Annotated in this window: 12 protein-coding genes and 1 tRNA gene; 9 read left to right on the top strand and 4 right to left on the bottom strand. The window is 42.9% G+C overall.

Annotated features, from left to right (window positions below):
- Position 1 precedes the first annotated feature (1 nt).
- Positions 2 to 1,216, top strand: a complete 1,215-nt coding sequence (gene hflX, locus M1P97_RS20465) for a GTPase HflX (protein WP_195373206.1) — start codon at positions 2 to 4, stop codon at positions 1,214 to 1,216.
- 37 nt (positions 1,217 to 1,253) lie between these two features.
- On the top strand, positions 1,254 to 3,254 hold the full coding sequence (locus M1P97_RS20460) for a DUF4954 family protein (protein ID WP_195373205.1): 2,001 nt from the start codon (positions 1,254 to 1,256) through the stop codon (positions 3,252 to 3,254).
- Between the two features lie 12 nt (positions 3,255 to 3,266).
- Here M1P97_RS20460 and xerD read toward each other — a convergent pair whose 3' ends face one another.
- The gene (gene xerD, locus M1P97_RS20455) at positions 3,267 to 4,172 is read right to left on the bottom strand and encodes a site-specific tyrosine recombinase XerD (protein ID WP_195373204.1); all 906 of its coding nucleotides are present in this window, start codon (positions 4,170 to 4,172) and stop codon (positions 3,267 to 3,269) included.
- A gap of 100 nt (positions 4,173 to 4,272) precedes the next feature.
- Between xerD and aroQ the strand changes: the two genes are divergently transcribed.
- The 5 genes from aroQ (at position 4,273) to M1P97_RS20430 (ending at position 8,614) form a co-directional block, all read left to right on the top strand.
- Positions 4,273 to 4,707, top strand: coding sequence for a type II 3-dehydroquinate dehydratase (aroQ, locus tag M1P97_RS20450; protein WP_075559106.1), 435 nt, complete (start codon positions 4,273 to 4,275; stop codon positions 4,705 to 4,707).
- A 161-nt stretch (positions 4,708 to 4,868) separates the two neighbouring features.
- Positions 4,869 to 6,320: a pyruvate kinase gene (pyk, locus tag M1P97_RS20445; RefSeq protein WP_195373203.1), complete on the top strand. Its 1,452-nt coding sequence runs from the start codon at positions 4,869 to 4,871 to the stop codon at positions 6,318 to 6,320.
- Positions 6,321 to 6,403: 83 nt separating this feature from the next.
- A complete protein-coding gene (locus M1P97_RS20440; protein ID WP_129731679.1) occupies positions 6,404 to 7,030 on the top strand; it encodes an O-methyltransferase in 627 nt (208 codons plus the stop codon).
- Between the two features lie 12 nt (positions 7,031 to 7,042).
- On the top strand, positions 7,043 to 7,378 hold the full coding sequence (gene rbfA, locus M1P97_RS20435; protein WP_028726410.1) for a 30S ribosome-binding factor RbfA: 336 nt from the start codon (positions 7,043 to 7,045) through the stop codon (positions 7,376 to 7,378).
- Positions 7,379 to 7,390: 12 nt separating this feature from the next.
- Positions 7,391 to 8,614: an FtsX-like permease family protein gene (locus M1P97_RS20430; protein ID WP_195373202.1), complete on the top strand. Its 1,224-nt coding sequence runs from the start codon at positions 7,391 to 7,393 to the stop codon at positions 8,612 to 8,614.
- On the opposite strand, the gene M1P97_RS20425 is transcribed toward M1P97_RS20430, so the two are convergent.
- Positions 8,607 to 9,689, bottom strand: coding sequence for a mannose-1-phosphate guanylyltransferase (locus M1P97_RS20425; RefSeq protein ID WP_249390053.1), 1,083 nt, complete (start codon positions 9,687 to 9,689; stop codon positions 8,607 to 8,609). The two genes, M1P97_RS20430 and M1P97_RS20425, sit on opposite strands and share 8 nt — an antisense overlap.
- A gap of 175 nt (positions 9,690 to 9,864) precedes the next feature.
- Here M1P97_RS20425 and M1P97_RS20420 point away from each other — a divergent pair.
- A tRNA-Leu gene (locus M1P97_RS20420) sits at positions 9,865 to 9,948 on the top strand.
- 71 nt (positions 9,949 to 10,019) lie between these two features.
- Here the strand turns inward: M1P97_RS20420 and M1P97_RS20415 are convergent.
- Positions 10,020 to 12,371, bottom strand: a complete 2,352-nt coding sequence (locus tag M1P97_RS20415; protein ID WP_195373200.1) for an ABC transporter permease — start codon at positions 12,369 to 12,371, stop codon at positions 10,020 to 10,022.
- A 201-nt stretch (positions 12,372 to 12,572) separates the two neighbouring features.
- Here M1P97_RS20415 and M1P97_RS20410 point away from each other — a divergent pair, with 201 nt between their 5' ends.
- A complete protein-coding gene (locus M1P97_RS20410) occupies positions 12,573 to 13,562 on the top strand; it encodes a sensor histidine kinase (RefSeq protein WP_249390052.1) in 990 nt (329 codons plus the stop codon).
- Here the strand turns inward: M1P97_RS20410 and M1P97_RS20405 are convergent.
- Positions 13,557 to 14,339 carry a class I SAM-dependent methyltransferase gene (locus M1P97_RS20405; protein ID WP_249390051.1) on the bottom strand — a complete coding sequence of 261 codons (783 nt, stop codon included), beginning with the start codon at positions 14,337 to 14,339 and terminating at the stop codon, positions 13,557 to 13,559. The two genes, M1P97_RS20410 and M1P97_RS20405, sit on opposite strands and share 6 nt — an antisense overlap.
- Positions 14,340 to 14,341: the final 2 nt, after the last annotated feature.

Below are 14,341 nucleotides of genomic sequence, written 5' to 3'. Positions count from 1 at the left end.
CATGAAAGAATTTATCATATCAGAAGCGCTCACAGAAAAAGCGGTGCTCGTTGGTTTGATTACCCCCGAGCAAAACGAACAGAAGGTAAAAGAATATCTGGACGAATTGGCATTTCTTGCCGATACGGCCGGAGCCGAAGCCGTTAAACAGTTTTATCAGAAACTGGACTATCCGAACCCCGTTACTTTTGTCGGAACCGGAAAACTTCAGGAGATAAAAGAATACGTCATCGAAAACGAAATCGGATTGGTTATTTTCGACGACGAACTGTCTCCCAAACAGCTTCGTAACATAGAAAAGGAACTTCAGGTAAAAATACTCGATCGTACCAGCCTGATCCTCGATATATTTGCCCATCGTGCACAGACCGCCAATGCTAAAACACAGGTGGAACTGGCTCAGTACAAATACATGCTGCCCCGTCTAACACGTTTGTGGACTCACCTCGAACGTCAACGGGGTGGTGTCGGCATGCGCGGACCGGGTGAAACCCAGCTCGAAACCGACAAACGTATCATCCTGGATAAAATATCCAAGCTGAAGCGTGACTTGATAGAGATCGACAAACAGAAAAGTGTTCAACGGAAGAACCGCGGCAAGATGGTCCGCGTGGCATTGGTCGGATATACCAACGTAGGTAAATCCACATTGATGAATCAGTTGAGCAAGAGCGATGTATTTGCTGAAAACAAATTGTTCGCCACACTCGACACAACCGTCAGAAAGGTGATTGTCGAAAACCTTCCGTTCCTGTTGTCAGACACGGTCGGTTTTATCCGCAAACTACCAACCGAACTAGTCGAGTCGTTCAAATCGACCCTCGACGAAGTGCGTGAGGCCGATTTACTCATACATGTAGTGGATATCTCCCACCCGACTTTCGAAGAACAGATCGAAGTGGTAAACAAGACCTTGGCAGAGATCGACAAGACAGAGAAGCCGATGATCATGGTTTTCAACAAAGTAGATGCTTTCACATTTGTACCGAAAGACGAAGACGACCTCACCCCTCGGACACGCGAAAATATTGACCTGGACGAGTTGAAACGTACCTGGATGAACAAATTACAGGACAATTGTATCTTCATCTCCGCCAAGGAACGTACCAATATAGATGCTTTAAAAGCATTGTTATACGAACGGGTTAAACAAATACATATCACCCGTTTTCCGTACAATGACTTCCTCTTCCAACAATACGACGAAGAAGAGTAAAGTCATAAAACGAATAGAATCACAAACCAGTTGACCAATGGATAAAATAAGAAACCTGCGGCCGGAAGAGATTACAATCCTGCAATCTCAAGACTGCCGTGCAGAAAGCTGGGATCAGGTGTTTGTCCCGCTCACTTTTGATACGAAATACCTTTCCAACGTACGGTTTTCGGGAAGTGTCATATTGGGCCTCTTCGAAAAGGAATTTATATTGCCCGGCGGAGTCAGGAAGCATAGTGGGATCAGGAATGCAAGTTTGCATAACTGTTTTTTAGGCGACAATATCCTGATCGAGAATATACATAATTATATTGCCAACTACCGTATCAACGACGATTGCTTTATCGAGAACGTAAATGTAATGGTCGTAGACGGAACAACTTCTTTTGGTAACAATGTTGCCGTATCGGTTCTGAACGAAACCGGAGGCCGGGAAGTCCCGATCTACGACAGCCTTTCCGCTTCAATGGCTTATGTTATTGCCCTCTACCGCCATCGACCGGAACTGATCCGGCACTTACAGGAACTGATAGCCAATTATGCCGAAAGCATTACATCCGATTATGGCACGATCGGCAAACAGGTCAGGATTATCAATACGGGAACCATCCGCAATGTTCGGATCGGAGATCATACAACGATAGAAAACTGCACCCGCCTGGAAAACGGTTCGGTCAACAGCAACAAACAAGCCCCGGTATATATCGGCGACAGCGTGATCGCCCAGGATTTCATCCTCTCGTCAGGAGCGGTTATTGCCGACGCAGCCAAGATCATCCGCTGCTTCATCGGGCAAGCTTGCCATGTGACTCATAACTTCTCGGCTCACGACTCATTATTATTCAGTAACTGTGCTTTCGAAAATGGGGAAGCTTGCGCCATCTTTGCCGGTCCGTTCACTGTCTCCATGCACAAAAGCAGCCTATTGATAGCAGGGATGTATTCGTTCCTGAACGCCGGAAGCGGTTCGAACCAAAGCAATCATATGTATAAACTGGGACCTATCCACCAAGGGATTGTAGAAAGGGGATCGAAGACGACCAGCGACTCGTACATCCTGTGGCCGGCACGTATCGGTGCATTCTCCCTGGTCATGGGCCGCCACCACCATCATAGCGACACATCGGACATGCCTTTCTCCTACCTGATAGAGAAAGACGATGAGACTTATCTGGTTCCCGGTGTCAATCTCAGAAGCGTAGGTACGATCCGCGATGCCCAGAAATGGCCGAAACGTGATAAACGAACCGATCCGGAACGCCTGGATATGATCAACTACAACCTATTGAGTCCTTACACGATCCATAAAATGATAAAGGCGGTCGGTATTCTGAAAAACCTGCAGCAACTGGTGGGTGAAACATCTGAAATATATTATTTCCAAAATACCCGCATTAAAGGTTCGTCTCTACGAAATGCCCTGAATTTATACGGAATGGCAATCAACAAGTTTCTGGGCAACTCCTTGATCAAAAGACTGGAAGGCACAGAATTCCGCTCTATCGAAGAGGTCCGACAACAACTACAACCTACATCGGAGATAGGTTCTGGTGAATGGATCGACTTGTCAGGATTAATCCTTCCCAAAGAGGAACTGGATAACCTGATCGGTGAGATTGAAACGGGACAGACTCATTCATTGTCCACGATAGAAGCTTTTTTCCATTCGATGCACAGCCATTATTACGATATGGAATGGACATGGGCTTACGAAAAAATCGAAGCGTATTACAACATCAACCTAAAAACAATCACCGCTGCAGAGATCATCCGGTTGGTAGAGTTGTGGAAATCATCCGTAATCAGCCTGGACGAATTATTATATAAAGATGCACAAAAAGAATTCTCCCTCACCTCGATGACCGGTTTCGGCGTAGACGGCACCCGGAAAGAGAAAGAAGAAGACTTCGAAATTGTACGTGGCGCATTCGAACAAAACCCATTCGTTACAGCAGTCAAAGAACACATCAGCACAAAACGGACACTGGGCGATGAACTGATCGGTAGAATAAATCGTATTTCAGATTTTGAAAAATAATACTGGAAAGCATTATTCCCGGTGACGGCTCCGGGGATGATGTTCCAATATTTCTTTACGCAGGAATTCCCGGTCGATATGTGTATATATCTCCGTCGTTGTGATCTTTTCATGTCCCAGCATATCCTGTATAGCACGAAGATTGGCTCCTCCTTCCAATAAATGAGTCGCAAAAGAGTGGCGGAAAGTATGAGGGCTCACATTCTTTTGTATACCTGCCATCTCCGCTTGCTGTTTGATCACATGAAACACCATGATACGTGAAAGTCCCGTTCCACGACGGCTCAGGAATAGAATATCTTCATATCCTTTTTTAACAGCAACCAAATTACGATCCAATAAATAATTCTTTATCTCACGAATAGCCGTATCGGAAATCGGGACAAGACGCTGCTTGCTTCCCTTCCCTTCTACTTTGATAAACCCTTCATCAAAATATACATCCGAATAACGCAGGGAAGTAAGTTCGGAAACACGTAGCCCGCAGCTATACAATACCTCCAGCATAGCACGGTTACGCTGGCCTTCTGGCAAAGAAAGGTCGATAGAATCGAGTATATCATTTATCTCATTGACGGTCAGAACCTCCGGCAACTTTAATCCGATCTTGGGAGACTCCAACAATTCAGTCGGATCAACTGTTATATACTCGTCCAGTAACATGAAGCGGTAGAACGACTTAATACCCGAAATGATACGAGCCTGCGAACGGGGATGAATTCCAATATCGTGTAACTGGGCGACAAACTGCTGTAAATCCTGATAGGTAATGTCGGTATACCCTTTTCCTTCCGATTCGATGAAGCGGGTAAGTTTATCAAGGTCGGTCAGGTAAGCCTCTATCGAATTGGCAGATAATGACTTCTCCAGCCGGAGCCAGGTCTTATATTTGCTGATTATATCTTTTCCTTGCTGCATTGTAGACAGGTAATTATGTATGTGTCAAATAAAATCACTACCTTTGCCGGATATTTTCAGCCCGTACAAGGTGGTACAAAGGTAATAAAGTTACAGCAAAATGAAGAAGATTCAGATTATTAACGGTCCTAATCTTAACCTGTTGGGCAAACGAGAGCCGACAGTGTATGGTAGTGCTTCCTTCGAGAGTTACCTGGACGAACTACGCGCCCGATATCCTCAATGCGAAATTGCCTACTATCAAAGTAATGTGGAAGGCGAAATGATAAACAAAATCCACGAAGTGGGTTTCGAATACGATGGTATTATAATGAATGCGGGAGCATATACACATACTTCCATCGCATTGCATGACGCCATAAAAGCAGTAAATACTCCGGTAGTAGAAGTACACATTTCAAACGTACATGCACGCGAATCGTTCCGTCATGTTTCGATGATCTCTGCAGCCTGCAAAGGAGTGATCCTTGGATTCGGCCTGGATTCATACCGGCTGGCACTTGAAGCACTTATTCAGTTGACAGTTGACAAATAACAGTTGACAGTTAACGGAGAACTAAGACGAAACACAAAGAAAAGGTTATTAGAGCCTGACACCCGACGAGAAGCAGTTCAGATAGTTTTTTAACAATCGACTGTCACTTGCCAACTGTCAACTCTTAAAGAAATAATAGGTTATAATATTTATAAGGTTATATGTTAAAGCATACTAAGATTGTTGCTACGATTTCTGATCAACGTTGTGATGTGGAATTTATCCGCTCACTGTACAATGCAGGAATGAATGTTGTGCGCCTAAATACGGCCCACATGATGGAAGAAGGTTTGAACCGTGTTGTTACAAATGTCCGTTCCGTATCCGACCGCATCGGGATTCTGATGGATACGAAAGGCCCTGAGGTACGCACTACTATCTCCCAGGAGCCGATATCTTTCACAACCGGCGACCATGTAAAGATCGTAGGCGACCCGAACGGTGAAACCTCACGTGATTGCATCTATGTATCATACAAAAATTTTGTCGGCGACCTGGAAGTTGGAAGCGATGTCCTGATCGACGATGGCGACCTGGAATTGAAAGTGATCGAGAAACATGACGACTATCTGGTCTGTGAAGTAGAAAACGATGCCGTATTGGGTAGCCGCAAAAGCGTAAACGTACCGGGGGTACGCATCAACTTGCCTTCACTGACAGAGAAAGACCGTAAAAATATCGTTTGGGCTATCGAAAACGATCTCGATTTCATCGCCCACTCTTTTGTAAGAAATAAACAGGATGTACTGGATATCCAACATATCCTTGACGAACATAAAAGCCCGATCAAAATCATTGCCAAGATCGAAAACCAGGAAGGTGTAGACAACATCGACGAAATCCTGGAAGTGGCTTACGGTATCATGATTGCCCGCGGCGACCTGGGTATTGAAGTCCCTGCAGAAAAGATTCCGGGAATCCAACGCGTACTGATCCGCAAGTGTGTAGAAGTGAAGAAACCGGTAATCGTGGCGACCCAGATGCTTCACTCCATGATAAAGAACCCGCGTCCTACCCGCGCGGAGGTAACCGATATTGCCAATGCAATCTACTACCGTACGGACGCATTAATGTTGAGTGGCGAAACGGCATATGGTAAATATCCGCTCGAGGCCGTCCAGACAATGACAAAGGTTGCCCGTGAAGCCGAAAAGACAAAACTTGCAGCAAACGATATCCGCGTACCTATCGAAGGTAATGACCTGGACGTGACTTCATACCTGGCAAAACAGGCCGTAAAGTCATCCAACAAATTGCATGTGAAAGCGATTATCACCGACAGTTATACCGGACGTACCGCCCGTTATCTCGCTGCTTTCCGTGGCACATCTACGGTATTCGCCATCTGCTACAACCAACGTGTAACACGCATGCTTTCCCTGTCGTACGGTGTATGGGCTGTATACCAGCCGTGGGATGACAGCCGTCGTAACTACTTTTACAGTGCACTGAACGAACTGATCAAAAGCGGGCGTATCACACGCAACGACATGGTTGCCTATCTGAGCGGAAGCTTCGGTGAAGGTGGAGGAACAACGTTCCTCGAAATCAACAATGTTGGCAAAGTGTTGGATTCAGGAAACAATTATTCTCTCCCGACCTTTAAAGAATAATTAAAATAAAACCGAAAGTTCGCTTTTGCCTTTGTGTAAGAGCGAACTTTTGTATATTTGACGTATAAACATTCTTTATTTAAATGACATTAGACGAATACATTCTCTCTCACAGTGACGAAGAAGGAGACTTGCTATCCACATTGAACCGGGATGCCAACGTAAACCTACTGCGTCCGCGTATGCTGTCCGGGCATTTGCAGGGACGTATACTGAAAATGTTTTGTCGCATGCTACGTCCAAGGCGTGTACTGGAAATCGGAACTTACACCGGTTATGCCACACTCTGTCTGGCTGAAGGGACTGATGAAGATGCACTTATCCACACCCTTGAGATAAATGATGAAATGGAAGATTTTATCATGAAGTATCTTTCCCGCTCCCCTTATAAAGAGAAAATAAAACTGCATTTCGGAGATGCGATGGAGATCATCCCTCAACTTGACGAAGTATTCGACCTTGTGTTTATCGATGCAGACAAACGATTATACTCAGAATACTTCGATCTGGTATTTCCGAAGGTCCGCCCCGGCGGCTTGATCCTGGCCGATAATACGCTTTGGGATGGTAAAGTATTGGAAAAACCCCACCCGGCAGATAAACAAACCATCGGTATTCTTAGTTTTAATGATAAAATAAAAGCAGACCCACGAGTGGAGAAAGTGATCCTTCCACTTCGCGACGGCCTGACAATGATTTGGAAAAAATAAAATTATAACGATATGGAAAGTACAAGACTGAATAAGATTGGTCGTCTGATCCAGAAAGAATTAGGCGATATTTTCCAGAAACAGACCCAGGGAATGCCGGGTATACTGATTTCTGTAAGTGCAGTGCGCGTTAGCCCCGACCTGGGTGTAGCCAAAGCATACTTAAGTATCTTCCCTTCCGAAAAAGGTGAAGAATTGCTGGAGTCCATCCGTGCCAATACCAAAGCAATCCGTTTCGACCTAGGTAAACGTATCGGCAAACAGGTACGTATCATTCCGGAACTGAGCTTCTTTATCGACGACTCACTGGATTATATCGAGAACATTGATAAATTGCTTCAAAAATAAGGGAACAGAACTTTGAATCTTCCGTTTTATATAGCCCGGCGGTACCTCTTTTCGAAGAAATCCCATAATGCGATCAATATCATATCCATGATATGTGTTTGCGGAGTGGTGGTTGCTACCATTGCATTGGTTTGTGCACTGTCTGTCTATAACGGATTCAATGATCTGGTTGCAGGTATGTTCAGCAGTTTCGATCCGGAGCTAAAGATCACCCCCCGGACCGGAAAGGTATTCGATCCAACAACATCCGAAATACAGAAAGTAAGAGAGTTGAAGGATATAGCCTTTTTCAGTGAGACATTGCAGGACAATGCCCTGATACGCTATCACGACCGCCAGGATGTAGCTATCATTAAAGGAGTAGACGATGCATACCAGCATCTAACTTTAATGGATAGCGTACTGATAGACGGTAAATTCACGTTGAAAGATGAGGTAGCAGATTATGCGGTATTAGGAGTTGGCCTGGCATCGAAACTCGGAGCAAGACCCGGATTTGCTGCACCGTTGGAACTGTATGTTCCCAAACGGGACGAAAAAGTTAATACATCAAATCCGGCATCTTCTTTCAATACTGGATATCCCTATATCAATGGCGTATTCATGATCAATCAGCAAGTCTACGACGAAGGATATATGATCGTTCCTCTCTCTCTTGCCCGCGAACTGTTTCATTATGATAAAGAAGTCAGTGCCATAGAACTGAAATTAGTCGAAAAAGCAGATATCTCTTCCTTAAAAAAACAGATTAAAACCATTTTAGGAGATGACTTTATTGTTCAAGACCGCTTCGAACAGCAGGAAGCGTCTTTCAAGATGATGCAGATTGAGAAATGGATGACTTTCCTGATCCTTTGTTTTATTCTGGCAATCGCCTTATTCAATGTGGTAGGTTCGCTATCGATGCTGATGATCGAAAAGCAGGACGATGTCCGTACACTTCGCAATATGGGAGCAAGCGACAGTCTTATCCGACGCATATTTCTGTTTGAAGGCTGGATGATCTCCGGATTCGGAGCGTTAATAGGGATTGTGATAGGTTTGGTTCTTTGTCTTCTACAGCAATCGTTCGGCCTGATTAAACTGGGACAAACCGCAGGAGCCTTTATTATTGATGCCTACCCCGTACGTGTAATATTTACCGATATCCTGGTAGCGTTTATAACGGTAGCGGCCATTGGATTCATGGCCGCCTGGTATCCCGTACATTATCTGGGGAAGAAATGGTTTAGTTAAATTCCGCCCCGTATTTTATCTGTGCATCGGCAACAAACTGTTTGATGCGTTGTTCATCGTCCTTCTTGCAAATAAGGAGGACATTTCCTGATTCAGCGACAATACAATCATCCAATCCTTGTACGACAGTCAACCTTTTAGGATTTCCTACCGCAATGACATTTCCCGAACTTTCATACAATAAGGCATTGCTGTTCTTTAACACAGCATTGTTATTCTCGTCTTTCGGAGCCAGATCGAATAATGAGCCCCATGTACCCAGGTCGGCCCAACCGAAATCTGCACACAGCATATATACATTATCTGCTTTCTCCATAATACCGTAATCGATAGAGATCTTCAGGCAATAAGGGAAGTTTTCACGTATAAACTCACGCTCATGTTCTGTATTGAATTTATCTTTACCCAAGTCAAAACGCAAGGCGATATCCGGCAGATATTTACTGAACGCATCCAAAATGGCATCCACATTCCAGAGAAACAATCCGGAGTTCCAGAAAAATTCACCACTCTCATAAAAGACCTTTGCCAGTTCCAAATTCGGTTTTTCCGTAAAAGTCTTTACTTTGGTAAATTCTCCCAACATAGAGTCACTGCTTTGAATATAACCGTAACCGGTTTCCGGACGGCTGGGTTTGATGCCTAGCGTCACCAACGCCTTATTCTCTTTCACAAAATCCAATCCACGCTGAACGTCTTTCAGGAATACATCTTCTTTCAGTATCAGATGATCGGAAGGAGCAACAACAATATTGGCATTCGGATTACAGGCTTTGATATGATAAGCTGCGTATGCGATACAAGGGGCTGTATTCCTACGTGCAGGCTCCAGCAGGATCTGGTTTTCTTTTAATTCCGGTAATTGTTCTTTGATCAGATCAGCGTAAGCCTCATTCGTTACAATAAAAATATTCTCTGTTGGAATGATTTTGGAAAAGCGATCAAAAGTCATCTGTAGCAGAGAGCGTCCGGTTCCGAAAAAATCCAGAAATTGTTTTGGATAACTCTCTCTGCTAAAAGGCCAGAAGCGACTACCAATCCCCCCTCCCATGATAACGCAATAATTATCTTTCATGATACACAGGTTGTTTTATATTATACTCATACAAAGTTAACGAAATAATCCGGGATTTAGTCTCCCGATATAGTATTATTAGCCTTTCGTAATATATTATTTGAAAAAAAAGCGCCGAAAGCTTGCGTAAATAAAAAATATGCGTACCTTTGCAACGCATTAGAAAAAAACAAATGCCCAGATGGCGGAATTGGTAGACGCGCTGGTCTCAAACACCAGTGGATTCACTTCCATGCCGGTTCGATCCCGGCTCTGGGTACTGAAACGGAGAAGTTAGAAATAACCTCTCCGTTTTTATTTTTATCCTATTTCATACTCCATAGAAATACCTTATTCGTCCCTCAAAGCCTTTACCGGATTTCCGGATGCAGCTCTGAAACTATGCCAGCTTACGGTAAGTAATGTGATACCTACTACAATAAATAACGATAAAATATAAGTCCAAATACTAAAACCAGCACGATAAACAATGTTTTCCATCCATTTACTGATCATCCACCAAGTAACAGGAACAGCAATGACGAATGCTATTCCGATCCATATAATAAACTGGGTATTAAGCAGCTTCATAATCTGCCATGTGGTCGAACCATTTACTTTTCGGATTCCGATCTCCTTTGTACGCTGCTCAATAGCATACAATGCCATACCAAAAAGTCCAAAACAGGTTAGCAAAATACTGATAACAGAATACATCATTAACAGATCGGACAACTCAAAAAGTTTTTTATTATTACCCAACACTTTATTATACAGACTCTCATGTTCCAGATATTGTCCAGGATTAAGCTTATTCCATTCCCCATAGACTTGTTTAATAGCTGAAGTATTGTCGGGATCGATACGGACATGAAGTTTAACCCCATCTTTAGTGTAACTGATGATCCCCTTATCAATAGGTGTTTCAAGACTATTGGATATATTCAGTTTAAAATAATCTTCAACCACTCCTGCAATCACATAATCGTTACCGAAAGGAGGACGATCTTTCAACCTGGGTTCATATTCTTTTACAAGACCGCCAATAGGAATCTCTCCATTCGGGAACAAGCCTTGGGCCCAGGTTTGGTTCAGATAGACCGGATGCGGATATCGTTTTATAGCCTCTTTCCAGGGTAACCCTTGTAACAGTTTATACCCCATAACCTCCATCATTTCTTCTCCTCCATCTTCAGAAGTATAAGATTCATAGCTTCCATCCGGTCCAAACTCACTGATAGGCCATTCATACGTCTCATTGCTCAATGTCGCAGCCTGTACACCCGGAATAAGGGAAATATTTTCTTTTAACCGTAACAGGGAAGTTTTATTGTCAACCACCGAGAAAGTATAAATATCTTTATAGTTTTCAGCTTTACCATATAAAAGCGATATCTGTTGCCGTACGGAAAAGTTTCCGATTATCAGAATGAACGAGATAGCGAACTGGGCAACGGCCAGCGAAGTGATAATGCGTCGTCTTGCTTTTCCCCGATAAAAGTTGTTATACATAGAAATCGACATTTCCGGTAAACGCCTGCTCATATACAAAGCCGGAATACATGCCAGCAGAAGAATAAAGCCGAACGTAATCGGCAACATCTGGTTACTGTACAGAAAGTTAACCGGGACCTGGATAGACATGATGCGATTCATTAGTCCCAGCAGATCGAACTGTATCAATTGTGCAATCAGAAAACCGAAACCTACGGTCATAAATGTATCGGCAAACAATTGCATACTTAATTGTCCGCTTCCCGCTCCCATCAACTTTTGCACGTGCATAGAATATAATTGTTTAAAGACACGGGAAAAGCTCAGGTTTATATAATTAAAGCAGGCGATAGCTAATATCAGAATAGCTGAAAAAAGGGCGATGAACAGCAAAGTCGTATTAGGTTTCTTCAGAGAGGATGGGATTGAAACCGTATCAAAACAAGCCTGCCGGATAGTGAGGAATTCATTCTTAAAATCTCTGCCATCGTTTCTTTGAAGAATAAGGTTCTCTGTTTTAGCCTGCAGATCAGACACTGAGACATTATTTTTAAGCAGAAAAAAGTTTAATGCCGGAGAAGGGTCATCAAAAAACAAAACATCAAATCCAAAGGCAGACTGGCTATTATCTTTTACAACCGCGGAAACAGTAAAAGTTAATAGGCCTTTTTCATCACCGAAATCACTTGGTCCGAATAGGATCTGAACAGATTCTCCTATCGGATCACTTTCGCCGAATAAACGTTTAGAAGAAGATTCTGTCAGGACTATCCGATCCGGACCAAGCAGGGCATCGTTAAAACTCCCCCTTACTATTTCCTGAGGAAAGAACGAAAGAAAAGTACTGTCAGACTCTATTACTTTGATATCTTTGAAGAAGTTCTCCCCTACCTTACAATAACCAACCATAAAATAAGGATGAACGCGGCATCCCCTATCTAATTCCGGAACATGTTCAAGCAATTGAGAAGTAATATCCCGTGATACCATATTAAAAGCGGTCATTCCTGCCCCCGAAATGGTCTGCTTAACCACTACCATCCTATCCTTATTCGGATTATTCGGTTCTATATTGTACTCATGAATAACGAAAGCTGCCAATAAATTGGTACAAGCAATACCGACCGCCAGACTGAGGACAGAGATAATGGTAAATGTTTTATTACGCCACCAGCTTCGAAAGATGATTTTAAATGAAATGCTCTTCATGATGTTTTATTTTTTTTCAAAGCTAATCTGTCTTCATTTACTTGCCTACAAAAATAATGAACCTTTACAGCAACAAGGTGTAAATCGTCTAAATTTTAGACATTCTCACAAATCGACCATCTACAAATAGCATGTTCAGGCAAAACCTGATTCTTTTATATTTATCGTTCTGATTTATATTGTACCTTTGTAATAAAGGATATGCTGAATCGCAGATTACACCGGATCATCGTTGGCGGGATAACAGGAATTGTGTTATCCTCAGTTATAGGTGCGTGGCTTCTGGTCAGCCAGACTTCCCTTTTCTTTGCCTTTGTTTGCGTTTGCACAATCATAGCGCTGGCTATTATGCTGGTGAGGAAAATGGAGAAAACAAATCGCCAGTTGGAGAGTTTTTTCAGTGCGATCAATAACAACGATTTCAACGCTCATTTCGCGGAAAAGAAGGATGACAAATTCCTGAACGGATTGTTTCGTGAAATGAACCGGATTATAGCACAATTCGAAAATAACCATACCGAACTGGAAGAACGACGGTTTTATTACGAAAGTATTATCCGGGTATTGACACATGAGATCAGAAATTCTATTACCCCCATAGCATCTTTATCAGCCGACCTGATCAAATATAACGATGAATATGGAAAAGAAGGGATGATCGACGGACTACAAACTATTAACCAGCAGGTACAGCAACTGAATACTTTCTTAAATGCATATCACCGGTTAACACATCTGCCCGATCCGGTTAAGACAAAAGTTGAGATACATGCTTTATTCGACAAGCTTGACCGGTTGCTGAATTCGGAACAGGGTAGTGAGAACATCCGTTATATTTCACCGAAAAATGTGGAAATCCTACTTGATCCTAACTTAATCACCCTGGCATTGATCAATCTTATCCGCAACTCCCTGCAGGCTACCGCGCATAATCCGGAACCACTGATCCAGGTAGAAGCGGAAAAAAACGCAACATCTTTATTCATACAAGTAACCGATAACGGTGAAGGCATTCCACCGAACCGGCAGGAAGATATATTTACCCCATTTTACTCAACAAAGAAGGAAGGAAGCGGAATCGGACTTCCACTATCCCGCCGTATTATGCAACTTCATGGTGGGGAACTTAACGTAAACTCGGTTCCAGGCGAGAAAACGGTATTCCGCATGACGTTTCCTGAGCATTTATAGGTCGGCTTTCCGTAACATATAAAAACAACTCGTACTTAAGAAATTCCTCAGATACGGAACGGAAGAAACAACCTTCCCCAATCTCCGAGGCGACAATCCGAACTTGATCTCATAATGAGGATTTATAAAATACAATTGTTGGTCAACAATCTGATATCCCGTTTGCCGTACGAGATTCCGAAACATTTCAATAGTACATTTCGTTTCCTTGATACTCAATAAATCTTTTATTGTATCTTCTTTTTCTCCAAATACTTTTAGTATCCATTTATACAAAGTCCGGGGAAACAAATGTATAAATGGTAAATGTGAAATAAGTTTTCCCCGTGCAATTTGCTGATGCCCCCCAAATGGCATCTGCCAAGCAGGGAATGCAACAAAGACCACTCCATCAGGAGCCAAATAGCTTTTCATCCCGGATAGAAATTGAGACTTATCTCCTATATGTTCAATCACATCATGTATCAAAATAAGAGAAAAATATGTTTCCAAACCCTTTAACTGGAAAATGTCAGATGGAATAAAGACAGCTTCTTGATTTCTTTTAGTAAAGAAAGTCCGGGCCTGCTCAATTCGTAAAGTAGCAATATCCACTCCGACAATTTCACAACCCTGTTCAGCAAAAGGAAGCAGATTACCTCCTTCTCCACACCCTATTTCCAACACTTTATCCGGAAGTTCTCCTATTATCTTCTCTATATATGGAATATAATATTTTTTAGAAGTCCGTGCCTGTTCTTCAAAATAACGCTCACGGTTGATATGTCGTTCTTGCATCT

Origin of the sequence: Parabacteroides leei (genome assembly GCF_023369805.1) — a bacterium.
Taxonomy (GTDB): domain Bacteria; phylum Bacteroidota; class Bacteroidia; order Bacteroidales; family Tannerellaceae; genus Parabacteroides; species Parabacteroides leei.
The sequence above is the reverse complement of the archived record's forward strand: the minus strand, read 5'-3'. Positions and strand labels throughout refer to the sequence as shown.